The organism is Candidatus Brocadiia bacterium (assembly GCA_041658285.1).
Taxonomy (GTDB): Bacteria; Planctomycetota; MHYJ01; order JACQXL01; family JACQXL01; genus JBBAAP01.
On sequence record JBBAAP010000012.1, the window covers coordinates 1 to 23,001 of the forward strand.

The 23,001-nt window shown below is 50.1% G+C and carries 21 protein-coding genes and 1 pseudogene; 9 read left to right on the plus strand and 13 right to left on the minus strand.

Translation table 11 applies throughout. From position 1 onward, the window contains the following. From WC980_09360 to WC980_09390, 7 genes and pseudogenes are all read left to right on the plus strand, one after another. The coding region (locus tag WC980_09360; protein MFA5795252.1) for a C45 family peptidase at window positions 1–896 on the plus strand (896 nt) is incomplete at its 5' end. A 99-nt stretch (window positions 897–995) separates the two neighbouring features. Beyond that, window positions 996–1,235 (plus strand): annotated as a pseudogene (locus WC980_09365) (ORF6N domain-containing protein). Between the two features lie 71 nt (window positions 1,236–1,306). Then, window positions 1,307–2,320: a tetratricopeptide repeat protein gene (locus WC980_09370; protein MFA5795253.1), complete on the plus strand. Its 1,014-nt coding sequence runs from the start codon at window positions 1,307–1,309 to the stop codon at window positions 2,318–2,320. Then, window positions 2,317–4,095, plus strand: coding sequence for a HEAT repeat domain-containing protein (locus tag WC980_09375; GenBank protein MFA5795254.1), 1,779 nt, complete (start codon window positions 2,317–2,319; stop codon window positions 4,093–4,095). Before WC980_09370 ends, WC980_09375 begins: the two co-directional genes overlap by 4 nt. 44 nt (window positions 4,096–4,139) lie before the next feature. Further along, window positions 4,140–4,469 carry a hypothetical protein gene (locus WC980_09380; GenBank protein MFA5795255.1) on the plus strand — a complete coding sequence of 110 codons (330 nt, stop codon included), beginning with the start codon at window positions 4,140–4,142 and terminating at the stop codon, window positions 4,467–4,469. Further along, entirely contained in the window at window positions 4,457–4,786 is a 330-nt protein-coding gene (locus tag WC980_09385; protein MFA5795256.1) for a hypothetical protein, read from the plus strand. Before WC980_09380 ends, WC980_09385 begins: the two co-directional genes overlap by 13 nt. A gap of 167 nt (window positions 4,787–4,953) precedes the next feature. Continuing rightward, window positions 4,954–5,205 carry a helix-turn-helix domain-containing protein gene (locus WC980_09390; GenBank protein MFA5795257.1) on the plus strand — a complete coding sequence of 84 codons (252 nt, stop codon included), beginning with the start codon at window positions 4,954–4,956 and terminating at the stop codon, window positions 5,203–5,205. Window positions 5,206–6,222: 1,017 nt separating this feature from the next. Here WC980_09390 and WC980_09395 read toward each other — a convergent pair. The 13 genes from WC980_09395 to WC980_09455 all read right to left on the minus strand — a co-directional run bounded on the left by WC980_09395 (window position 6,223) and on the right by WC980_09455 (window position 19,119). Further along, complete coding sequence (locus WC980_09395; protein ID MFA5795258.1) at window positions 6,223–6,807, minus strand: hypothetical protein; 585 nt, start codon at window positions 6,805–6,807, stop codon at window positions 6,223–6,225. Window positions 6,808–6,878: 71 nt separating this feature from the next. Beyond that, window positions 6,879–7,325: a hypothetical protein gene (locus WC980_09400; protein ID MFA5795259.1), complete on the minus strand. Its 447-nt coding sequence runs from the start codon at window positions 7,323–7,325 to the stop codon at window positions 6,879–6,881. A gap of 162 nt (window positions 7,326–7,487) precedes the next feature. Beyond that, window positions 7,488–7,691: a hypothetical protein gene (locus tag WC980_09405; protein ID MFA5795260.1), complete on the minus strand. Its 204-nt coding sequence runs from the start codon at window positions 7,689–7,691 to the stop codon at window positions 7,488–7,490. A 4-nt stretch (window positions 7,692–7,695) separates the two neighbouring features. Continuing rightward, the gene (locus WC980_09410; GenBank protein ID MFA5795261.1) at window positions 7,696–7,917 is read right to left on the minus strand and encodes a hypothetical protein; all 222 of its coding nucleotides are present in this window, start codon (window positions 7,915–7,917) and stop codon (window positions 7,696–7,698) included. A 119-nt stretch (window positions 7,918–8,036) separates the two neighbouring features. Beyond that, window positions 8,037–8,837 (minus strand): endonuclease/exonuclease/phosphatase family protein, encoded by an 801-nt coding sequence (locus WC980_09415; GenBank protein ID MFA5795262.1) that lies wholly within the window; start codon window positions 8,835–8,837, stop codon window positions 8,037–8,039. A 44-nt stretch (window positions 8,838–8,881) separates the two neighbouring features. Then, window positions 8,882–9,961, minus strand: a complete 1,080-nt coding sequence (locus WC980_09420) for a hypothetical protein (GenBank protein ID MFA5795263.1) — start codon at window positions 9,959–9,961, stop codon at window positions 8,882–8,884. 106 nt (window positions 9,962–10,067) lie between these two features. Next, entirely contained in the window at window positions 10,068–12,023 is a 1,956-nt protein-coding gene (locus tag WC980_09425; protein MFA5795264.1) for an APC family permease, read from the minus strand. A gap of 21 nt (window positions 12,024–12,044) precedes the next feature. Continuing rightward, complete coding sequence (locus tag WC980_09430; GenBank protein ID MFA5795265.1) at window positions 12,045–12,830, minus strand: hypothetical protein; 786 nt, start codon at window positions 12,828–12,830, stop codon at window positions 12,045–12,047. 81 nt (window positions 12,831–12,911) lie between these two features. Further along, entirely contained in the window at window positions 12,912–14,117 is a 1,206-nt protein-coding gene (locus WC980_09435) for an ammonium transporter (GenBank protein ID MFA5795266.1), read from the minus strand. Window positions 14,118–14,314: 197 nt separating this feature from the next. Then, the gene (locus tag WC980_09440; GenBank protein MFA5795267.1) at window positions 14,315–15,286 is read right to left on the minus strand and encodes a helix-turn-helix domain-containing protein; all 972 of its coding nucleotides are present in this window, start codon (window positions 15,284–15,286) and stop codon (window positions 14,315–14,317) included. A gap of 181 nt (window positions 15,287–15,467) precedes the next feature. Further along, on the minus strand, window positions 15,468–16,403 hold the full coding sequence (locus WC980_09445; protein ID MFA5795268.1) for a proline dehydrogenase family protein: 936 nt from the start codon (window positions 16,401–16,403) through the stop codon (window positions 15,468–15,470). Window positions 16,404–16,623: 220 nt separating this feature from the next. Further along, window positions 16,624–17,937: a radical SAM protein gene (locus tag WC980_09450; protein MFA5795269.1), complete on the minus strand. Its 1,314-nt coding sequence runs from the start codon at window positions 17,935–17,937 to the stop codon at window positions 16,624–16,626. 6 nt (window positions 17,938–17,943) lie between these two features. Then, window positions 17,944–19,119 carry a radical SAM protein gene (locus tag WC980_09455; protein ID MFA5795270.1) on the minus strand — a complete coding sequence of 392 codons (1,176 nt, stop codon included), beginning with the start codon at window positions 19,117–19,119 and terminating at the stop codon, window positions 17,944–17,946. A gap of 402 nt (window positions 19,120–19,521) precedes the next feature. On the opposite strand from WC980_09455, the gene WC980_09460 reads away from it, so the two are divergent. Both WC980_09460 and WC980_09465 read left to right on the plus strand, forming a co-directional pair. Continuing rightward, a complete protein-coding gene (locus WC980_09460; protein ID MFA5795271.1) occupies window positions 19,522–20,886 on the plus strand; it encodes an MATE family efflux transporter in 1,365 nt (454 codons plus the stop codon). A gap of 39 nt (window positions 20,887–20,925) precedes the next feature. Continuing rightward, window positions 20,926–22,950, plus strand: a complete 2,025-nt coding sequence (locus WC980_09465; protein MFA5795272.1) for a polysaccharide biosynthesis tyrosine autokinase — start codon at window positions 20,926–20,928, stop codon at window positions 22,948–22,950. Window positions 22,951–23,001: the final 51 nt, after the last annotated feature.

The following is a 23,001-nucleotide window of genomic DNA, read 5'->3' on the forward strand; positions in this document are numbered from 1 at the left end:
TCGACAGATTCCTGTCCAAGGATGCCAATAAACAACGGGCGCTGGACGCGCTCAAGGAGATGACCACGTTTATGCCGCCCGAATACGTCCAGGAGCTGGAAACCCTGGCCCAGGCCTCCGGCATCGCTCCGGAAAAGTTACTACTCCTGCACACCATCATAGACGAACCGCGAGTGCCGTTCTGCAGCGCCGTCATCGCTTCCGGCCCGGCCACCGTTGACGGCGGACTGATATTCGGACGCAACCTCGACTTCGCCTCGCTGGGCATCGCCAAGGATTACAGCCTGATAACCGTGTTCCATCCGGCCGGCAAGAAACCATTCGCGGCCGTAACCTGGCCAGGGTTCGTCGGCGTCATTTCCGGCATCAACAGCGACGGCCTGGCCGTAGCCATGCTCCTGAGTATGGACGGCGTGACCAACCTGTCCGGGATGCCATCAATAATGCTGTTCCGCAAGGTGCTGGAAGAGGCCTCGGACATAGACGGCGCCATAAAGATAATCACCGCCGCCCGGCGCACCGCCCCGACCAACCTGGCCGTAGCCGACGCACAAAATAAATCCGCGGTAATAGAGTTCACCTCGACCGATGTCGAGTTGCGCTACCCAGAAAAGGGTCTGCTCTACAGCACCAACTGGTTCCGGTCGGCCAAACTGAAACAGAGCTCCGGCGACTGGCGCTACGCCACAATGGTTGGATGCGCCAAGCAGGTCTCCGGTAGACTTGACGTGCCCGGAACCATCAGGATACTCAACCAGGTACCGTTGCCACTGTTAAACCTGCAATCGATGGTCTTCCTGCCCAAGGACAGGACGGTCTACTTCTCCGCCGGCCAAATCCCGGCCTCCAACGGCCCATTCCGGCTCATCGACCTGAAACCATATCTGGCCAAATAGATTGACAAACCTAAACAAAATGCATTAATAGAATCCAATAAAAACAAGGAGCCGCGTCCCCAATATAAAGGAACCTGAAATATGAGCAGCAAGCTTACCATTATCCCAACAGAAATAATTGCCAGCCGGATAGTGGAACTCCGGGGCAAAAAAGTAATGCTGGATAAAGACCTGGCAACTCTTTATGGGGTTGAAACAAAGTATCTAACCCGTCAGGTGCGGCGTAATATTAAACGATTCCCTGCGGATTTTGTATTTAGACTAACGCCATCCGAGTTTTTGAGGTGCCAAATTGTCACCTCAAATCGGGGTGGCCGGCGTTATGCGCCCTATGCCTTTCCAAGCCCCGGATAGGCTTTCACAAAACATCAGTTTAATTTCGTGTGATTTCGAGCTTTCGTGGTAAGGTTATGAATTTGTTCCTACGTATCAGCATCATAATGTTCGTATTAATCCTAACCAGCTGTACTGTAACACCATCGAGTATTACCCAAACCACGAAAAACGATACGGTTATTCCTCTTGATTTCGCAAATGATTGGTTTGAAATAGGCACAAGATATTATAACGATGGCTACTATAAAAACGCGTTAATCTCATACAGCAAAGCAACCGACTTAAGACCGAATTATACTGAAGCCTGGTTCAAGAAAGGACTAACTTTTTTAAAGCTTAACCAAATTCAGGATGCACTTCAAGCATTCGTAAAAACTACTGAATTAAATACATCACATGCCGAAGCTTGGAATAACAGAGGTCTTATCTATACCAAGCTTGGCTATGAAAACGAAGCTCAAAAAGCATACGAACGCGCTATTGAACTAAAACCGGATTATGCCGAAGCTTGGTTTAATAATGGATGCGTTATAGAAAGTGATGAAGAATCACTTAATGCCTATGAAACAGCCATAAAACTCAAGCCTGATTTTATTGACGCATGGTTAGCCAAAGCCAGAAAGCTTAATAACATGCATCAGGAAAAAGAGTCGCTGGCTGCATATTATAAAGTTATCGAGTTGAATCCTCCAACCGCTCAAGGCTGGCTTGATATTGGATGGGAACTTTTATTTGCTTTTAATGATGTAGAAAAAGGAATGCTGTTTATCAATAAGGCACTCGAGATGGATCCTAATTTTATTAAAGGCTGGAACCGAAAAGGCATATACTTACTAATGTTTATCGGTGATCATGAAGAAGCCATCAAATCTTTCAGCAAAGCCATCGAGCTTGACCCCAAAACCCCTAACATCTATTTCAACCGCGGACAGGCTTATTCGGGTATCCACAAATATAAGGCCGCCATCGCCGATTACGAAATCGGGATAAAACTGTCCCCACCCGGTTCGGATATGACAAAAAAGCTTGAAGAAATGAATAAATGGAAAAAGAATCTAGCATTACAGGAAAAGGAAGAAAAAAAATGAGTCTATTTCTACGTATCAGCATCATCCTAACCGTCTTGACCCTGGCCGGCTGCGCATCGGCGCCGACACCGCCCCCCACGCAAATGCCGCCGGTGCAGGAAACAATTATCCAACCAGCGGAGTCGCAACGGAGTCCCGATTATTTCGGGACGCCCGCCCCAGCGATGCAGCCGCCCATAAACCCAGTACCCATAACCCCGACCGAAAAGGCCATCCTGCCGGCAGTCAAGACCAATGACACGCCCGCCCTATCTGACCAAGCCCGCCGGCAACAGATAACCCAGGCGCTGGCGCAACTCAACGGCCAGGACCGGAACGCCCAGATAAACGCTATCTATGCCCTGATTGACCTAAACGCCAGGCAGGCCATCCCGGACATCGCCAAACTGCTCCAGCACAGCGACCCGATAATCCGCGAGCTGGCGGTCTACGCATCGGGCCAGCTCGGCGCCGACGCGGCCATCCCGCAGATTGCCAAATTATTACAGGACAGCCAGCCCGACGTCCGCACAATGGCGGCTGACGCCCTGGGCAAACTCGGAGGAAAAACCGCCATCCCCGAAATCACCAAGCTGTTGCAGGACGAAAACCCGCTCTTCCGCCTGTTCGCCGTCTGGTCATTAAGGGATATGGACGCCAAAGAATCCATCCCTGATATCGCCAAGCTGTTGCAGGACAAAGAACCTCTGGTCCGCCGGACGGCCGCTTTCACATTGAGCCAGCTGGGCGGCAACCAGTCCCTCCCGCAGATTATCGGGTTACTACAGGATGCCGACAACGGCGTGCGCCAATCAGCCGTCGAGATACTGGTCCGGCTCAACGCCAAGGAACTAATCCCAAAGCTCACAAAACTAATGCAGGACGCTAACGCCGATATCCGCCGCTGGGCCGTCTGGAGCATTAATGACCTCAAGGCCAAAGAGGCCACTCCGGAGCTGGTCAAACTGCTCGGGCACGAAAACCCGGTGGTCCGCTACACGGCGGTTTATACCCTGCGCGATTTAGGAGCCAAGCAGGCCATCCCGGCAATCGCCAAGCTGTTGCAGGATGACAGCAAAGACGTGCGCATGTCGGCGGTCTGGTCCTTGGGCGACCTGGGCGCCAAGGAGTTAATCCCGGAGCTTACCAAGCTGTTGCAAAACGACGACGCCGATACCCGCTCGATAGCGGTCGGCGCGTTGGGCAAACTCGGAGCCAAGGATGCCATCCCGCAGATTACCGGGTTGTTGCACGACAACGCCCCGGGCGTGCGCCAAACAGCCGTCGAGGCATTGGGCAAGCTCGACGCCAAGGAAGCCATCCCGCAGATTATTATGATGTTGCAGAACAACGACCCCAACATCCGCATCACAGCCATCAACACCCTGGGCCAGCTGGGAGCAAAGCAAGCCGTGCCGACCCTGATAAAGCTATTGAACGACCCCGAATTCCGCTGGCCGGCCGCCAACGCATTGGGCCGGATAGGGGCCAAGGAAGCTATCCCGGTCGTCACCAAGCTATTGCAGGACAACGTCCCCTGGGTCCGCCGACTGGCGGTCGAGACGCTGGGCAAGCTCAACGCCAAAGAATCCATCTTCGAACTAACCAAGGCCTTGGAAGACAAGAACGACGACATCCGCGGGCTGGCGGCGCTGGTCCTGGTGGAGTTGGGAGCCAAGGACAAGATCACGGCCAAGTCGGTAGAAGACATAAAACCAATCCTCAAATGGGATGGCGACTACCCAGCCCGCGCTCGACAAGCGCTCAAGGAATTGGGAATACCTGAAGAGAAATAGTACGCAGATTTTCGCAGATAAGCGCGGATAAAAGTAAAGTGCTTATGCAAAACCTGACCATCAAAAAAGGACTGTTGGCCGGATTCATCACCGGCTTTATTATTGCCCTCATCAACCTGGGTAATCTGTCGTTCCTATTCATTAATATCCACAAATCTAAAGTAATAGATATGGAATTATATTATCTGTTGTCGTATCTCCTGCCCATCGCAGTTTGCATAATCCTTAGTGGATTGTTTTTTCTGGTCGGCTATTTCTATAATGCCAAAAAAGAGTTCATCAAAGCCAATATGCTCAAGCTGGTCATCCTCGGCTACGGTATCATCAACCTGGCGGTTTTATTGATGCATTTTAAAATAACATGGAAGTCTTAAACTTTACAAAGGCGCTGACAACCGGGCTGATAGCCGGAATCATCGTTATAATGGTCAAGTTCCTGGCCGGCTATTTACCTATGTTTATGAACCTGTTTTTGCACCATACCATTCTGGACGGCTTCAAGAACTTGCATTTACTGGTACCCATAGTATTGTGCATGCTTATGGGTTTAGGCTTGGCACTGCTGGCCAAAGCCGGCAACCGGATAGAGCAGTTTATCGCGCCCAGGATATACTTACTCATAACGGCGGTTTACCTGTCCATCAACCTGGCGGTCTTTGCTCTGCTGGTTATCGGCCTGACCCGAATTTGAAATATGAAATGTGGAATTTGCTTAGTGCCGGTTAGAGCTTAGCGAGTTATCCGGCACTTATCCCGAGTATTCCCGAGGGGCAATTGTATAAGACATACATTCTTGAAGCTAAGCATCTGCCTGACCGGTGCCAATCAGACAGGTTAAAAATTAGGATTTAAAAAGTTATGCCGTATCCACACAAATTCGTCAAACTGACCGACCAAGAGCGTAAAGAAGTTGAGTCGGCTTTAAAAGAACTGCTCCATCGAAGAGAATCTAAAAAACGCCGGCGCCTGCAGATTATTTATTGGTCAGACCAGGGTTCAAGTTATGACAGCATCGCCAAGTCATTATATTTTTCTTATGCTACGGTACGCCGATGGATTTATCGCTGGCAAAAAGAAGGAATAAAACCATTCCTACCTAGGAAAAAGTGAGCACCTTCCTTTGTTCTTTACCTGTAAAAACTGCATTATATGCGTTTTCGGTGTCTGGAACTGCATTTAATTGCGTTAAAACTGAGCACCTTCAAATCCAATAAAACGAAAATAAGGCCACTTTAGCCTCTTTTTTACCCCCTAAAAATAGAAACTGAGCACCTTCGAAGCTATCTTTAAAAACGGATTTTTTAGAAAAAATGGAGGCTGGATAAAAGTTTTTATAACTCTATAATCAGTAATATATTATATTGAGGTAAACTTAACTAATTTTTAAGAATTTCTAAAATTAAGTATTTCCAAGGGGGAGGGGGGTGGGTAGAGTAGTGGAGGGGATGAGGTACCCTAGGGGAGCGGCTGGGGTACCTAAGGGGAGCGGGTGGGTTAGTATTGGGGAGCGCCTCCCCTTGATATACCCAACGGCAGGGCTACCCGAGCCCTACCCCTCCCCTATGGTTAGGGAACGGCAGGGGTAATATGGGGGATATATACCACTACTAAAGGGGAATGGCAGGGGTAGTATTGCCCATCCCCTCTACCAGTATTGGGGAACGGCAGGGGTAATAGTACCCATCAGGTATACTATAGTTGGGGAACGGGGTAGGTACTGGCACCCATCCCCTCCCCTAGGGTAACCCATCCCCTCTGCTGGGTAGGTGGTGGAGAAAGGCATAGTCAATCTTTCCTCTGATATATGACGGAGGAATTCCGGGGACACCCCGCCTGCGCCGAGGCTACGGACGGGCAGGCATACTCAATTATGAACTCGAAGAGACCGCGTATCGAATTCGGTAAGGTGTCCCCCGAACTCGAGTCGGAGGGAGTTCCTTCTGGGCCAGAATGTCCTACTTCTGGGTTAGATTGTCCTAAATCCGTGTCAGATTGTCCTAAATCCGTGTCAGATTGTCATCCCCCTAACTCGCAGGGAAACCATCCCCGCCTGCGGTCGGGCAGGCTCGAAAATAGAAAAAATACTTTTAGTAAGCTGATTTAGCGGATTAGGCTGTAAGGTAGATGTTACCTAATTGAGTGCGGAGGCGCGTGCCCGGTTAAGGTTCTCCACACCCGGCATATCGGCGCATATACGATAAAGGGCCATTCACGGCCGTCATAATCATCATATATAAAACCGCCACGAGAAGGAGCGCAAAATATCAATCTGGGATGGGGACCATAGGCTACCGGGCGTCCTTTATAGTACTCTTCGTCATTTGGATCCGCGGTTCTAGTAAAATCGAAGACAACGAATGCGGATAAAAGATATGCAATCAGAATTGAGCCGAGGATAACTCCGATGCGCTTTTTAAACGACCAGTCCCCCCACTTCAAAAGTATTTTCCGATGGGCAAATGGAAGAATATACTGAATAAATACGTGGAGAATCGTTAATAGAAAAGCATTTCGAATATTAATCCAAGGATTAGAGTGTCGAGTTATTACAACAAACATAATATACATAAACCAAGGAATCACCGGTATGCCTGATGGCCCTGCTTTCCTAACATTCCATCGCAAAGATAAGAATAAGGAAAGCAAATCAAGGCATAGGGCAAGGATAAAAATTGCCCAGGCCATTAATAAAACATAATGATTTCCGCTCATTTTATTACTTCCTATTTTAGGATGGCCACCAAGAGCCCATCTGCCCAGGCCAGACCTATTTCAATACGAGCTCATTTCAAAACATCGTTTACCGGATCGTAACGGAGGGTTGCCTTATTTTTCAGCCACCAGGCTTTCAATTCCTTATAATCCGGGTTTGGTTTGCCCAGGGATTTATTGAGCAGGTCTTGCATTTCCTTGTTAATGGGGTAATCATACCTGAAGCAGGTTTCCAGATAATCCAAAATCCCCTGACCTTTCCCGTCAGGGATATCCTCAGTCTTGATCTTGAAAGTCCTGTAACCATGATGAGAGAAATGTTCGCCCCAGGTATAATCGCCCTTGATATATTCTTTGCGGATATGGCCCCTTAGCTTGAGCCACCAATAACCGGCTTGGTTCTGTTCGGCTGAAAAATCAGTTACATGGAATCGGCCTTCTCTATAGCCTTGCACAATTATGAACAGAAGCAATATGACCACACTCAAGACTAAAACCAGAATCAGGTATTTTTTCATAAAGCTTCTACGCTGACCGTCGGCACCCTTTTAACACGAATGAACAGAGCAAAGCCTCCTGCCCCTAGACCCTGAGGAGTCTTGGGACAAGAACCCTCACAGGTAAGGACGAATAAAACGAATACACACAAAACCCGCTAAAACGGTCGGGGTGTGTCGCCATCACCAAAGATTGAAACATTCCAAAATGCCCATAATAATTAAAATAGGGCTTAAAATTTTCATCAGCTTACCAAACTTCTTGTGCCATAATTCCATTTTCTCGGGATCTTTTGGTTTCCGGGGAATAACCCGATAGGCCAGCAATAAACCATAAATTCCGCCCAAAAAGGGAATCAATCCAGCCCAATTAAAATGAGTGTTCATCCCTTTATTGCCTTCTTTCCGGCTTATTCCCGTACCAGATAAGAGAAATTATAATACCTGCTACCAATACTATAGTTAGCAATAATCCCATTAATGACACCGTATCAAACGTGCCTTTCCCCTGATAAATAGAATAATTTCCAATTCCTATTCCAATAACAACCGAAATGACAATAATAATAATCTTCCATTTCGTAAACAGCTTAATTGGTTTTTCATCTCCCATGGCCTTTATTCCTCTCAATCATTAGAATGCCCTGCCAAATTACCATTCATTCCCCCACTACCCTGTCTCAGATAGGGATAGGCGGCAGGCAAATCACCAGAATTTCCCCTGATTTCAGCTCATTTCGCTTTTTCAAAAACAGCAAAGACCGGGAAATGGTCAGAACCTCCGGTCCGATTAACATAGGCATTAGGGCAAGTTAACTCCTTGGAATATAAAACATGGTCAAAACGCCTTTTAATACTCATAAAACTGCTCTGCCATTCCCAGGTTTGGCTCTCAGAGTCAAATTCCCCTAGGGCATTAGTAAATCCTTGTTCAACCAACCATTCGAGGGCGACACTGGAATCTTCTTCGTTAAAATCGCCTAAAATAAGCGTGGCGGTTTCCTTTTTAAGATGTGGAAACAGCGTTTGGATTTCGCCCAACCTGATTTTGGGGGTTGACAAATACGCTCCGACACTAAAACTTCCTTTATCACTAATGGCCGGATGAAGATGTACGCTTAGAATCTGGATGGTTCCAATATCAGTTTCAAATTCGTTGAACCAGCCCGGGAACCAGCCTTCAGCCGGTAAAATATATTCAAGTTCTTTAAATGGTCTTTTGGAGAAAATCGCCTGCCCTCCGGCCGCGTTCCTATGCCTAAATTCCATAAACGGATAATCTTTTCCTAACTGCGGCCGCAAAAAACGCTCCCAGGCCGGTGTGGTTTCCTGCAGGCAGATTATATCAGCACCGGCATCCTGCAATACTTTTAATGCTTCCGACGGTTGAGGCATACCCCAATTAACATTCCAGGTAAGCACTTTAATATGAGGACCGGTTGGTTCTTGTATTTTTCTAAGGCCGGCCGGCGCACAGAACAAAAACAAGACGGGAATTATCAGAATAGAAGCATAGATAAAAATCTTGCGCATAAATTACCTCGCACCGCCCTTGTGTTACCGGATAAATTAGGCCTTTATTCAATCCTGTATGTTCCGCCGGCTATCTTTTGGCCGGTTTTGATATCGAACAGCTCGGTCTGATAAGTCCCCTTTTGCCAGCTGTTTTCAGGCGATACGTAAATAAAATTGGCCGGGTCTTTTCCGGATATCCCGTAGGGCCTGACTATTATCCTTTTGCCGGTGGTTTGGTTTGTCCAGCGCATCAGCACCCTCGATTTGCCCTGGAGCAGTCCTTTGTTGTTAAAGCAGGCGTATATTTTGCCCTGGCTGGCCGGAAAAACATCGGCCGGTTTGACGGGCCGGTTATCCTGCGGGTTGACCTGCGCGGCAAACAATATGGGCTCGGCGCCGGGGGCGGTCTCTATCTGCTGGTTCCTGAACACCGCCACCATACGCATGGCGTATTCCAGCAGTTGGCCGTCGTCGGCGGGCAGTTCGGCCGGGGCGATGCCCAGCTCGCTTTGCACCAGCTCCTCTATTTTGCCGCGACCGAGGCTTTTTATGGCTTGGCCAATGACCGGTTTCAGCAGTTCGTTAGGCATCTTGGTGTCCATTATGTCGGCAATGACTTGGCCGATGCCCTTATCATCCGGAGCCGGTTCGGATATTTTAGCCTCCGGCTTTTTCGGAGCCGGCTCGCCCCAGTTGTTCTGGACATAAATGAATAACTCCTCGCCCGAACTGTTCCTGAGCGTTACGCCCTGTTCGGTAATGGTAATGACGCGCCAGTCGGTCTGGTCTATGGTTTCGTTTTCGTAGTAGCGTCCGGATTGGGTCGTGGCCAAGTCCATAATAAAAGCGACGGACGGCTTGTTGGGCTCGATTATTACCCCGGTCAGCTTGAATGATGATATCTGTTTTTGGTTGCCGGGCAATGCGTTTGTTGTTTCTTTGGGCGTCCAGGGATTGCGGCTATTGACATCAGGTTTTTGGAGCGCTTTGATATCTTTGTCATTCAGGACTTCGGGCTTAATCGGCTTGTTCATCTCGGTCTGGTAAGATTTCTGTTCGGTCATGCCCTGATAATAGCTGAAAGCCACATAACTCAAAATCAGGACTGTCATCAGCATCAATATCTGGTATGATTTTTTCATAAATGCGCCACCCTCCTTTTAGGCAGGATTATAAGAAAGGTTAAGAATATGTCAACTGTTATTTCGGTGCTGCTGACAGCCATTCGCGCCTACCCCCCAAGTCCCGCTAATACACCCTGATAGGCATTACTATGGTCTGCTTGTTCTCCAGGGCCAGCCGGCGCTGGATCCTAAAAGCCGTTTCATTATGTAATATTTGAGTAAAGATATTCTCGTTCTTAAACACCAGTTTACTGGCGAAGAATACCGAGCGAGGGTACTCATTTTGTATCTGGTTGCTCAAAGTCATCAGGGTCTCTATGGTATCCACCGAGACGTCAAAACGATATTCGGCATGGAACCCAAAGTCGTTAGCCATCTGGACATATTTCTTCATCTCGGTTTCGGTATTAATCCGCAGATTTTCCACCTCGTGAATTCCCTTGAACCGGCCCATATCCAATTCACCAACACAAACAAAAACCACCCTTTTAAATATCTTGGGAAAGAGTTTTTCCATTGAGAAGAACATATGAATACCGAAGCCGTTATAACCACTGACCATAAGCACGGCGGTCGGCGCATCGGTCGGCATTGATTCAGATATAGGTTGCAGGTTTTCCAGCCGAGGCACATTAGTCAGGATATCATCCAGCCGTTTGAGAGAATTTTTGGTGGCCATATAGTGTCGTTTCACCACAAAGGCCAGAATTATCACTCCGGAGGTTATGACCAAGGTCAACCAACCGCCTTCCAGAAATTTTTCATAGACCGTTACGGTCAGAATCGTAAGGCACATCATTCCGCCGATGATATGGATTGATATTTTTTTCCACCAATCCGGACGGGTTTTACGTTCCATAACCCATAACCGGCACATGGAAATCTCGGTCATTGAAAATGTGATGAACACGTTAATGCTATACATGATAACCAACTGCCTTATATCGCCCTTGGTATAGAGCAACGCGGCCAGAGCCGCCCCGCCCATCAGGACAATGCCGTTATGTATGGTCAGTCGTTCCGAGAGGGAAGCAAACCGCCGGGGCATCCACTGGTCCAACGCCATATTGGAAAGAACACGGGGACCGTCTACAAATCCGGCCTGGGCCGCCACCACTAAAAGCAGCCCTTCGGATACCAGGACCAGGATGACAAATACCTGCCCGAGCGGCACGGCCGTGATGAACTTTTCCGCAAACACAGCATTCATGGTCTTGCCTTCAACCGACGTAACACCCCAGAGTAGATAGCAAAGTAACAGGCCTGATGCCGTAAAAGCCAGGGAGATGGCCATATAGAGCATGGTCCGCCGTCCGGTCGACACATACGGTTCCCTCATGATTGACAAACCGTTTGAAACAGCTTCGATGCCGGTATATGTCCCGCCGCCCAATGAGTAAGCATGTAAAAAGATAAGAATCATCCCGCCCAGACCAAGGGTGGCATAACCACCGGCAAATCCCTGCCGGGCCGAATCCAGCGTCGCCGGTACGGACGGCGCCTGGATGACAATCCCTCCGATAATCAAAATAAGATGAGTCAAAACGAAAACCAGGAAAATCGGAGTCAGGGCAAGAACCGATTCCTTAACACCCCGGAGATTAAGGATTATCAGGAAGACTATCAGAAATATCTCAACGCTGAGTTTAAAAGAATGCCACTCTGCCGGTAGGAAGCTGAAGAGCGCATCCCCGGCCGCGGCAATTGAAACGGTAATGGTCAACACATAATCCACCAAAAGAGCGCTGCCGGATACGACGCCAGCCGGCGCGCCCAGCAACTTGCTGGATACCACATAACCGCCGCCGCCCAAGGGAAAATGCTCGATGACCCGGCTATAGGCATAGGCAATAACCAATACCGTCAGGCTCATAACGATTGCCAGCAGAATGGCCATATAGGTATGCTGCCCCAGCGTCCGGAACGCCTCTTCCGGGCCGTAGCAGGATGAGGACAACCCATCCGCCCCCAAACCGACCCAGGCCAACAAAGCAACCAGGGAAATATGCCTGAATATACCCGGGTCAAACGGGTTTTTAGCCCTACCTATCAGAAAATGTTTTATGTCGGATAGTTTCATGCGAATCCCGAATAATGCGGATTAGAAGTCAACATCCAGTTGAAGCGTAATGGTGTCTGTTAGATCTGAATTATTATACCGGTCATAACCGGCAATAGCGGCCAAATGGTCGTTGAATTTCCAGGAGAAACCGTAATTAAGCGCGCCATAGGCAGATTGGGTGGCCTGGTAATCAAGGCAGAGCCATAACTTATCGCTGATTTCAGTCATGGTCCGTTCCCAGGTGAACATCAGCCCGGCATTATCTTTGGCCCCGTTTCCATCCAGCAGGAGTTTCTTATTGCCCGTAAAATAGCCGGCGGAAAACCTGCCCGCTTTGCCGAATGTCCGGGCGGCTTTGAGATAAAACACATTATTATTAGTTTCATCCTGCTTTGTTCCCATATCAAATTCTCCGATGGCCAGGGCGGGCATACCCTTAAAATACGCGTCTTCAGGCGCGGCAAATTTGTAGTGCAGGTATAATGGTGATTTGTCCAGTTCCGTTCCCAAGCCCTTTTTGTAGTCAAAGCCGGTTTCGGCCATAATTTTCCCCAGCGGCGACCAGATTTTTCCCAGGAGATTGTCTTCCGGTTTATCGGAAAGAAGGCTGAAAGTCGGGCCGTAAACCTGCAGGACGTGGAGACTGTTGCCGTTGTCATCCTTTCCCGTATTTGGGACATACCAATCGGCGGTCAGATGTATTTTCTTATACGGCTGGATATCCGTTGACGGCGTCCAGATATGGGTTGAAGGCGTAGCCTCGGCGCCGATAGGAGGCAATATGAACAAGACGGTTGCCAGGATTAGCCAGGCCGTTTTCAACATAAACATTCCTCTTTGATTACGGGACCGGCGCTGAAGTTTTCCGCTTCAGCGCCGCCCTTTAATGAACAATGTTTCTTACGGCTACAGATAGGCCTGCTCGCCGTGCAATGTTTCGTCCAATCCGTTTATTTCTTCCTGTTTCTCGACCTTTACCGGCGTAATCTTGTTAATCACCACCAGCATGATATAAGTAATTCCAAAAGCGTATATGGAACTGATCACGATAGCCACGAGTTGCTTGAAGAAGAACGAAGAATTCCCATACAGTAATCCGTCAGCTCCAGCAGGATTAATGAGTTTTGATCCCATGATACCGAGCATGATGATGCCTATCATTCCGCCGACGCCGTGCACGCCCCAGACGTCCAACGCATCATCCCACTTTAATTTATTCTTGAGCATCACTGCGAAATAACATACTGCACCGGCCACAGTGCCGATAATGGCGGCGCTGGTTGTGGAAACGTAGCCGGCCGCCGGTGTAATGGTGGCCAGTCCGGCCACCGCGCCGGTCAATAGGCCTACAAACTTAGGCTTCTTCTCGAATATCCAGGCCAGCAAAAGCCATGTCGGGGCGGCAAACGAAGCGGCGATATCCGTATTCAAGAAAGCCAGACCGGTAATGGAATCGACCTTTAGTTCGCTTCCGGCGTTAAAGCCATACCAGCCGAACCAGAGCAACCCAGTGCCCAAGGCTATCAGGGGAACGCTGTGTAATTGGTCGGGCGATTGCCTTTTGCCTACATATAATACCGAAGCCAGCGCGGCCATACCGGCAATGTTATGAACGACGATACCGCCGGCAAAGTCCAGAACGCCCCATTGCTGAAGCAATCCGCCGCCCCAGACCATATGGACAAAGGGGAAATAAACCAGGACCAGCCAGCCGACCAGGAACAACAGGTAGGCTTTAAACCTAATCCTGTTGGCAAAGGCGCCGGTTATCAGGGCTGGCGTGATAATGGCAAACATCATCTGATATGCCACCACCACCAGGGTCGGGATATTATTGGTAGGCGACCAAACCGATAAAGGCGTTATCCCATTAAGAAGTGATTGGCCCAAATCGCCTATGATTCCGAAATGATCACCGCTGAAACATAACGACCAGCCCACAAAGACCCAAATAATGGTGGTAACGCCCATGGAAACGAAACTCTGGATCATTATGGCCAGGACGTTTTTCCGGCCCACCAAGCCGCCGTAGAAAAAAGCCAGCCCCGGGGTCATTAACATAACCAAGCTTGTGGCGATAAGCATAAACCCGGTATTGCCGATATCAAACATAACCAAATCTCCTTTCTTTCATTTAAACACTATATTAAGTGTTACTTAATTAATTTATAGCAATACTTAATACTGAAAACAGGGTTTTGAGTCAAGAAAAATAAGAAGATAAAATTTAAGGCCGCCTGGACGCTCGCGAATGGCATGCTTGGATGAAATATCAGGGCAAGGAATCAGGGGAGAGGCGTTTGATACGCCTACCTATAAGGAATCAAAAGGTCGTCAATCTTCATTCCCAGGTTATCCATAATCCTGAGCAGAACGTTGAGCGACGGAATGAACAAGCCGGATTCAATCTGGGAAATGGCGCTGGTGGTCAAATCGACCCGTTTAGCCAATTCCCCCTGGGATAAATTAAGTTTAATCCTTTCGGTCTTAATCTTATTACCGATTTGCTCCAGCAGCTTTTCGCCTTTTAACTGCCTGGGCAACCTTTCAACCTTGGGTCCGAACTTCAACAAATCGTTTTCAATCATGAAATAACGGGGCACGCCTATCCCGGGGCTGGTCCGATCATATGCCTTATGGATAGTCAAGGTGTTTTGCCCCGCATCGATATCCAATTCTATTATTACCTGGGTGATGTGCTTGATATTAGCCAGAAACGTTTCCGAGTGAGCCCTGGTTTCCAGGAGCCAGTAGGCCAAAGCCTTTAAATCATAAAGGCACGGGCAGGAACGGGTAAAGAATTTCAGAACGCTGCTTTCGTTTCCCCATAACTCGAGCATGCCGGTCAGGCTGTCAAAGACATAACGGCCGCAGGGATTATTTTCCAGGACGAATTCATTAATGACTTTCCTCAGTTTTTCCGGGTCAGAAGGATCTTTTACATGAATGACCCTGGCATCATATTTTTTCCACGCCGATTTATAGAACCTGGAAAATATAGCTTCGTCATTGCCCTTGCCTGACGTAAAACAATCTACCAGAACCAGGTTTTTCAATGACTTAAGCTTCCCTAACCGGTCGAGGACGGTCTGTGGCGAAGCATTAAAACTAACGAAAACGGCTTTGGACGTTCCCTTGGTCGAGTCTTGCAAATAATTGGAAACGAAAAACTGGACCGGCACGCCGGAATCTATTTCCCAGACCAGGTTATCGCCCAATTTCACGCCGCCGATAAAATTATCAAGCTCTTTTACGCCGGTTGTGCATTGCATATCATCCATAAGCCGCCTTTTAAAATACCGTGTTAAGTATTACTTAATACTATAAATGGGATTACAGGTCAATAAAAATCAGGGTGGAAAATTATGTCTGGATATGGACAAAGTACTCGCGGGGTGGACACGCCTTTTTACAACCGGCTATTCCCAAGCTGTCCACTGACACTCACCTGCCAAGCGCAGTTCACCTATAGAGCATGCTCTTCATAATGAAGACCAGGTTGGCCGGGCGTTCGGCCAGGCGGCGCATGAAATAGGGATACCAGTGCGTGCCGTACGGGACGTAGACCCTCATCCGGTAGCCCTGCTGGTTGAGCTTGTCCTGCAGGTCGCGCCGGATGCCGTAGAGCATCTGGAATTCGAACTTGTCGTTGGGGATGTTATTCTTTTTGGCGTGTTCCAGGACCCAGTTGATTATCTTTTCGTCGTGGGTGGCGATTTCGGGATAGGTGCCTTTGTCCAGAGACGGCTTTTCGAACATTATTTCCAGCATCTTGATGTAGTTCTTATCAACGTCGGACTTTTTGGGAAAGGCCACGGCCTTGGGTTCTTTGTAGGCGCCTTTGCACAGCCGCACCCTTGGCCCGAAGGACAGCATATTGCGGATGTCGTCTTCGGTGCGCCTGAGGTAGGACTGGATGACGATACCGGCGTTGTTGAACCCTTCCTGAAGCATCCGTTTGTATATCTTGATGGTAATGTCGGTATAGTCGGACGATTCCATGTCTATAGTAACCTTGTTCTTGTGGAGCTGGGCCTTCTGCATTATCCGGCGCAGGTTCGCCAGGCAAAGCTCTTCCTTGATATCCAGGCCCATCTGGGTGAGCTTGAGTGAGACGGTGGCGTTGAGTTTTTTCTGGTTGATGCAGTCGAGCATTTCGATATATTCCTTGACGGCCACCAGCGATTCGGATTCCAGGAAAACGCTTTCGCCCAGATGGTCGAGCGTGACGCTGATACCGCTATCGTTGAGGTGGCAGATGCCCTTGGTGCCTTCTTCGAGCGTCTCGCCGCAGATGAAGCGCTTGGAAATAATCTTGAACGGGCCGGAAGTGGAGAGCATTTTCTGGAGCAGGGTCTGCCGGGACAGGAACAGGAACATATCTTTCATCGGGTTCATAATATAACCTTCCTTTAGAGCCAGTTAGGGATTCGCTGATGAACATCGGCGAAAACCGTTACTGGGTCTTATCCCGACTATTCCGTCGGGAAAGTTAATATAATTTAGCGGATTATGGCCGGAAAAACCGGGCAAGTCAAGATATTTAAGACGCGTTATTAAGCCGATTTCTCCTAATTTAATACGAGGAAACCTCAGGTTTCGCTGACACCGTATTCAATTAGCTTAAGTCGTCGGGCACGACCTGTTTGGAGATATCGCTGTCCTGCAAGGTGCCTTCGATGACCAATTTCAGGAGCCGGGGATTGCGCAGGAACAGCCCCAGCCGCCGGAACATCTTGAACGGCGCCCTGGCCCGCATATGGCTGTAGAGTTTTTGGTACATCTGCTGGACGCCGCGCTCGAGTTCGCCGGGACTCATCAGCTTGGGCTGATAAACGGCGCTGACCCAGCCGTAGTGTGTGCGGTCCTTACCGGCCAGCAGGCGGCCTTCCTGCTTAAACTTATCGTATAACTTTGTGCCCGGATACGGCGTCAGGATGTAAAGATGGGCGTCGTCCAAGTCCAGCTGTTTGATGATGCCGAGCGTCCGGTCGAATATGCGCTTGTCGTCGTAGTCGAACCCGAAGATAAAGAACCCGACCACCAGGATGTTGTGCCGGTGCAGTTTATTGACCACGGACCTGTATTTTTCGACCTTGTTCTGCCTGATGGATGCCCATTCCAGGGACGAGGGGTTAACGGTCTGGAAGCCTATCTGGACATTGAAACAGCCGGCTTGCTTCATCTTGCTGAGCATCCGCTCATTATTGGCGATGTTCATAGGCGCCTGAACTGACCAGGCCTTTTTGAGCGGCGCAATGCGCTCGCACAGCTTGATGACGTATTCTTCGTCGCCGAAGAGGTTGTCATCCACGAAGAAAAACACCTTCTGTTTGAGTTGTTTGAGTTCTTCGTAAACCAGGTTGATGTCGCGCTTGCGGTAAGCCGCCCAGGGCATACTGGCCAGGTAGCAGAAGTTGCAGGTGTTGGGACAGCCGCGGGTGGCCTGGATGGTGGCGACGCGGTAGTCTTCGTTCAATAAATCGCGCCGTGGGAAAGGCACGTGATCCATATCCACCGGCGTCGGGTTGTGGTAGACCTTTTTCAGCCGGCCGGCGGCCATATCTTTCAAGAGTTCGGACCAGACGTATTCGGCCTCGCCGACCACTACGGCATCGGCGTGCTTGAGGCATTCGTCGGGCAAGAGGGTCGGATGAACGCCGCCCAGCACCACCTTGCTGCCCTGCCGGCGGAAGTGCCGGGCAATCTGGTAGACCCGCTCCGAGGTAAAGGTGGTGGCGGTGATACCGACCAGGTCAAACCGTTCTTGGTAGGGAATGTCTTCCCAGTCGTTATCAACCAGCTTGACGTCGTGCCCTTCGGAGAGCGCGGCGATGACGGCGATATGGAGCGGGGCGAATTTTATCTTTTCCAAATAACGATAAACCCCGCCTTTGACAAACCAGCGGGGCTTGATAAGCAGTATCTTCATGGGCTCCTATTTCCCGGCGATAATCTTGGACAGTATCTTCAGGCGCGACCATACGGATAACGGCCGGAATATCTGGTTCCAGGGCTTGTGGTAAATGACGAAATCGAGAAATTTAGAGACATTTTGGTTATATGTTTCCTCGTATTCGGAGACGGTGCTCTCGTCCTGCGGTTCGAAGAAGCAGGTGGGGTCTTCGGCCAGGTAATCGCCGGTGCCGTAATAAGCCAGAGCCCGGCATCCGCCGCAGGTGTGTTTGTAGCGGCAACGCCCGCATTTGCCCTTGAGCCGGCTGCCGTCCTGCAGGCTGGACAGGATCGGGTCGGTCCGGAGCAGTTCGGACAGCGGTTTGCGCCGGACATTACCGCAGTCAATCGCGCTGTCGAGCAGATGTACGCAGGGCGCAACGCTACCTTCGGCCGAGATGCCGATGAACCCGCGGCCGGCCTGGCAACCTAGGTTAGCGATGGGGATATCCAGTTCGCGCCAGGTCTTAACCATGAACTCGGGCGCGGCAAAGAACGGGGTAAAGCTGACGTAGCCGAGATAGTTGTCCTTCAGTGCCGGATGGATGATTTTGGCCATATCGTTGCGGTCGAAAGCCAGATGATTGACGCTTTTGCCGGCGCCGCGCGGCACGAAGGGCGAGCGGATGATGGGTATCCGGCGCGACTTGAGGAAGTCCATAGTCTCGGCCAGACCGGACAGGTTGGCCTTGGTTACGGTTACCAGGAAGAAGTAACCGACCTTTTCCCGGTCGCACAGCTTTATCAGCTCCAGCGTCTCGGACGGCTTGTCGCTCCGGGTCTGCCGGTGGATACCGTCGTCGATGGAGTCGAGCGATAATCCCAAGGTGACCTTGTTATTGGTGGCCTTCTTTATGGCCTTGAGCAGGTCGCGGTTGAGGAATTTGCCGTTGGTGTTGACGAAGGAATAGAGGCCCAGTTTGGCGTTATAGCTGAGGAGCTCCAGGGCGTCTTTCCGGAGCAGGAACTCCCCGCCCGAGAAAGCCACGGCGCCGTTGGGGCAGGCCTTTTTGACCTCGTCCAGGACCAGGCGCTTGGCCTCCTCGGTGGTCAGCTCCGGCTCGGTTTGCGGCCGGTCGGCCCGGGTCATGCAATGGGGACAATCAAGATTGCACCGGCGGGTGGTCTCGAAGTAACACAGTAAAAACTTGCGGCTCATGCCAGAATACTTTCTTTATTATCGGCCCTATCGCTCTTGCGGGCTATCTGACTAACATATCTCATTATATGACATAATAGAACTGCATAGTCAGTTGTCAAGAATTACCCCAAGAGCCAAATCGCCCGGCTGACGGCCAAACACAGCAGGCAGGTGTTTACACAAGATTTAATGCGTGGAGGGCGCGGAAATTGACGATATTATTTTAAGCCACAGATTATATTAATTAGATAAACCTGCCTGCTGGCAGGCAGGTTCTGACAACCAAACTATCGGCGTTAATCTGCTAAAATCAGCACGCTGGCAGTTTGATGACGCCTTTGGCATCAGAATTACTGCCAGGTATACTGGGCTGTAAGTCGCTTTGCTCCAACAGCCCAAGTACGTCCCATTAATTTTGATATGACTGAGTTAGGCCAACCAAAACCCATCGACTCCATCTTGGTGCGCAAGGAGGTATTCAAGCTTGCCTGGCCGATAATGCTCCAGAACACGCTGATGATAATGACGCTGATTGTCGATACCATCATGCTAGGCCATTACAAAACCACTTCGCTGGCGGCCACCGGCATCGGCACTCCGATTAACCTGATGGTCCGGCTGGTACTGATGTGCATTCCCATCACAGCTACGGCTATGGTATCCCGAGCTATCGGCGAGGGCAATAAAGAAAAGGCCAATATCAACGCGTCTATGGCCTTGATGGTCGGACTGGCATTGGGCGGACTGGTTTCGCTGGGTGGAGCATTCGGAGCGCGGGTTATGACCGGGTTCTTCCTGGATATCAATTCGGAGCTGGGGCAAGAGGCAATCACTTACCTAAGCATCACCCTTTCGGCCTTCGTGATGAGTTATGTCTTCCTGATAGGCACGGCCATCCTGCGGGCGGCCAGCGACACCAAGACGGCGCTGATTATCACCATATTTTCCAACCTACTCAATGTGCTGGGCAATTACCTGCTTATCTTCGGCAAACTGGGATTCCCAGAATGGGGCATCAGGGGCGCGGCTATCGCCACGGCCGCGGCCTGGAGCGTCGAGTGCGTCTGTATGCTGTTGGTGCTGTTCATAGGCAAGGCACATATAAAAATAAAGGCGTCGCACTTCCTTAAAATAACTAAGGGTATGTTCACCACACTAATGCGCATAAGCATGCCGGCGGCGCTGGAGCCGTTTCTGGCGCATATCGGGTCGCTGTTATTTCTCAAGATTGTGGCCACCTTCGGGGCGGTGTCGCTGGCTACGCACCATATCCTGCTCCGGATAGAAGGGTTTTCGTTTATGCCGGCGATGGGATTGTCCATGGCGGCGGGAGCGTTGTTCGGCCAGGTGCTCGGCGCCAAGGAACTGGGCAAGACCGGGCTGATACGCAAGGAATCGCTCCGGCTGACCATCATCATCATGGGTTCGATGGGGATTCTGTTCATCATTTTCCGCAGGTTTATCATCAGCGGGTTCACCGGGGATATGGATATCCGCGAACTGGGCGCGTTATGCCTGATTATCGCGGCCGTAGAACAACCCATCATCGGCTATGCCATGATTCATCAGGGCGTGCTCCGGGGCGCCGGCGATACCAGAAGCACCCTTTATGTCAATGTCATGGGCGTCTGGCTGGTCCGACTGCCGCTGGCTTACCTGCTGGCCGTCACGTTCAATATGGGTCTGCTCGGGGTGTGGCTGGTTATGCCGGTCGACTGGCTGTTCCGCTCGTTTATCTTCAGCCTGGTTTACAAGGGCGGACGCTGGAAAAGAATAAACATCTAGATATTGACCTTTTATTATAGTTTTATAAACTAACCAATTATGGCAACGCAATACGAACTGAGCCTGCAGGATTACTGGCGGGTTATCCGCAAGCGGCGATGGGTCATCATCCCGGCTTTTATCATCATCTTCATAGGCACGCTGACGTATTCATACCTGTTGCCCACGGTTTACGAGGCCTCGTCCAGCATCCAATATACCGAGCAAAAACCGTTCCTGGCCACCTTGACCGAATTGGTCAGCTACCCCATCGGCGATACGATGCTGTCGCAGGCCAAGGTGGCTTCGAGCTGGAGCGTAATGGATATCACGGCCCGTGAAATGGGGTATGTCAAGGATGATACGCCGACCGAAGAGGCCCAGAAGATTATTTCCAGGATACAACAATCGGTCACCACCAGCATTGAAAAAGACACCAATATAATCAAGATTTCGGTCCGCTCCAGCCAGGGCAAAGAGGCCTGTGACATCGCCAACGGCGTGGCTGAAGGCTATAAGAAGTTCAACCTGGTGGAAAAGAGCAAAACCGTAACCCAGTTGCGCCAGACCATCGAGAACCGGCTGGCCCAGTCAAAGCAAAAGCTGGACAAGACCGAAGAAGATATGCGGCGTTTCAAAGAGCAGAACCCGGACGTGACCGGCGGGGCTAATTCAATATACGCTAATTTCGAGGAAGCCAAGAAGCAGCGCGAGCTGATGTTGAGCAAGTTCACCGACAAGCACCCGGAAGTCGTCAAGCTCAACAACCTGATTGAATTATACCGCAAAGAACTGGCCCGCTATCCGGAGAAAGAACTGAACTATTCCCAGCTGTCGCGTGAAACGGTGCTTTATAACGGCATCTATACCGACCTGAGACAGAGGCTGGAACGGGCGCACCTGGATGAAGCGGAGAAAACATCCGACGTGAGCATCGTTAATTTAGCCAGTATACCGGAGGCTCCGGTTTATCCCAACAAAACCAAGAACCAGATTATCGGGATAATGCTGGGGCTGGTGGTCGGCGTGGTGCTGGGATTCATCATAGAGAACCTGGATACATCCATCGCCACGATTGAAGAGATAGAATCGCTTTTGAAGATACCCGTTCTGGGTGTAATTCCATTCCTATCCCAGGTTGACCGGGGACACGAGAAGAAAGGGAAAACCGACCTGCTTTCGTGGTTGCTAGGGCCACCCCGCCGAAAGAACTCGCCTAAGGACATCCAGATGATCGGGGAAAAACAGATGAGCGAGCATTCGCTGGACATCCGTTCCCAGCTGATTTTCAATTACAGCCCGACCTCGCCGATTACCGAATCTTACAAAACCCTGAGGACCAATCTGCTAAGGATTACCGGGGCTAAGGAGGTCTCTGGCGCGCAGGCAACCACCACCGAGGCTATCAGCGCCCAGGGGTTTGTCAGCAACGGTAAGAAGGGGCAAATAATCATCGTCACCTCCACCGGGCCGGAAGAAGGCAAAACCGTCACGGCGCTTAACCTGAGCATATCCATGGCCCAGAAAGGCGAGATGGTTTTGCTGGTTGACGCCGATATGCGCAAATCGGTCATTCATAAGGTGCTCGGATTGGAAAGAGAACCGGGCCTGAGCGATGTCTTGATGGGCAAAACCACGGCTGACCAAGCCATCCGCAATATTACCGACGCGCTCATCGGCGGGCTGAACTGGAATGTCATCGTTAAAACACCGGGCATAGACAACCTTAACATAATGACCTCCGGCGCAAGCGTTCCGAATCCGGCGGAGCTTTTAGGCTCGGCTGAGGCGGACAACCTGCTTAATAAACTGAAGGAAAAATACAATTACATAATAATGGACTGTCCGCCGGTATTACCGGTAACGGACGCTATGATTCTCGGGCCGAAGAGCGATATCATCACCATGGTTTACCGGGCCGGGCGCACCGACAAGGCGGCCCTGATTCGGGCCAAGGAACAGTTGACCACCGCCCAGATTAAAATCGACGGGCTGATTCTTAACCATATCTCGCCGGAAATCGAAATCTCCCCCACCTATTATTACCACTACTACAAGGATTACTCCGCAACTAAAGAGAAATAAAACCTATATTGCCCTAGAATTTCTTGACAGTTTGCCCTGTAATAGTACAAG

Excerpts from the sequence above, each read along its gene's own strand:
- WC980_09380 (MFA5795255.1), top strand. The coding sequence starts at position 4,140 with ATGCAAAACCTGACCATCAAAAAAGGACTGTTGGCCGGATTCATCACC.
- WC980_09375 (MFA5795254.1), top strand. The coding sequence starts at position 2,317 with ATGAGTCTATTTCTACGTATCAGCATCATCCTAACCGTCTTGACCCTG.
- WC980_09465 (MFA5795272.1), top strand. The coding sequence starts at position 20,926 with ATGGCAACGCAATACGAACTGAGCCTGCAGGATTACTGGCGGGTTATC.
- WC980_09385 (MFA5795256.1), top strand. The coding sequence starts at position 4,457 with ATGGAAGTCTTAAACTTTACAAAGGCGCTGACAACCGGGCTGATAGCC.
- WC980_09410 (MFA5795261.1), bottom strand. The coding sequence starts at position 7,917 with ATGGGAGATGAAAAACCAATTAAGCTGTTTACGAAATGGAAGATTATT.
- WC980_09415 (MFA5795262.1), bottom strand. The coding sequence starts at position 8,837 with ATGCGCAAGATTTTTATCTATGCTTCTATTCTGATAATTCCCGTCTTG.
- WC980_09435 (MFA5795266.1), bottom strand. The coding sequence starts at position 14,117 with ATGTTTGATATCGGCAATACCGGGTTTATGCTTATCGCCACAAGCTTG.
- WC980_09430 (MFA5795265.1), bottom strand. The coding sequence starts at position 12,830 with ATGTTGAAAACGGCCTGGCTAATCCTGGCAACCGTCTTGTTCATATTG.
- WC980_09460 (MFA5795271.1), top strand. The coding sequence starts at position 19,522 with ATGACTGAGTTAGGCCAACCAAAACCCATCGACTCCATCTTGGTGCGC.
- WC980_09390 (MFA5795257.1), top strand. The coding sequence starts at position 4,954 with ATGCCGTATCCACACAAATTCGTCAAACTGACCGACCAAGAGCGTAAA.
- WC980_09440 (MFA5795267.1), bottom strand. The coding sequence starts at position 15,286 with ATGGATGATATGCAATGCACAACCGGCGTAAAAGAGCTTGATAATTTT.
- WC980_09450 (MFA5795269.1), bottom strand. The coding sequence starts at position 17,937 with ATGAAGATACTGCTTATCAAGCCCCGCTGGTTTGTCAAAGGCGGGGTT.
- WC980_09455 (MFA5795270.1), bottom strand. The coding sequence starts at position 19,119 with ATGAGCCGCAAGTTTTTACTGTGTTACTTCGAGACCACCCGCCGGTGC.
- WC980_09405 (MFA5795260.1), bottom strand. The coding sequence starts at position 7,691 with ATGAACACTCATTTTAATTGGGCTGGATTGATTCCCTTTTTGGGCGGA.
- WC980_09420 (MFA5795263.1), bottom strand. The coding sequence starts at position 9,961 with ATGAAAAAATCATACCAGATATTGATGCTGATGACAGTCCTGATTTTG.
- WC980_09400 (MFA5795259.1), bottom strand. The coding sequence starts at position 7,325 with ATGAAAAAATACCTGATTCTGGTTTTAGTCTTGAGTGTGGTCATATTG.
- WC980_09425 (MFA5795264.1), bottom strand. The coding sequence starts at position 12,023 with ATGAAACTATCCGACATAAAACATTTTCTGATAGGTAGGGCTAAAAAC.
- WC980_09370 (MFA5795253.1), top strand. The coding sequence starts at position 1,307 with ATGAATTTGTTCCTACGTATCAGCATCATAATGTTCGTATTAATCCTA.
- WC980_09395 (MFA5795258.1), bottom strand. The coding sequence starts at position 6,807 with ATGAGCGGAAATCATTATGTTTTATTAATGGCCTGGGCAATTTTTATC.
- WC980_09445 (MFA5795268.1), bottom strand. The coding sequence starts at position 16,403 with ATGAACCCGATGAAAGATATGTTCCTGTTCCTGTCCCGGCAGACCCTG.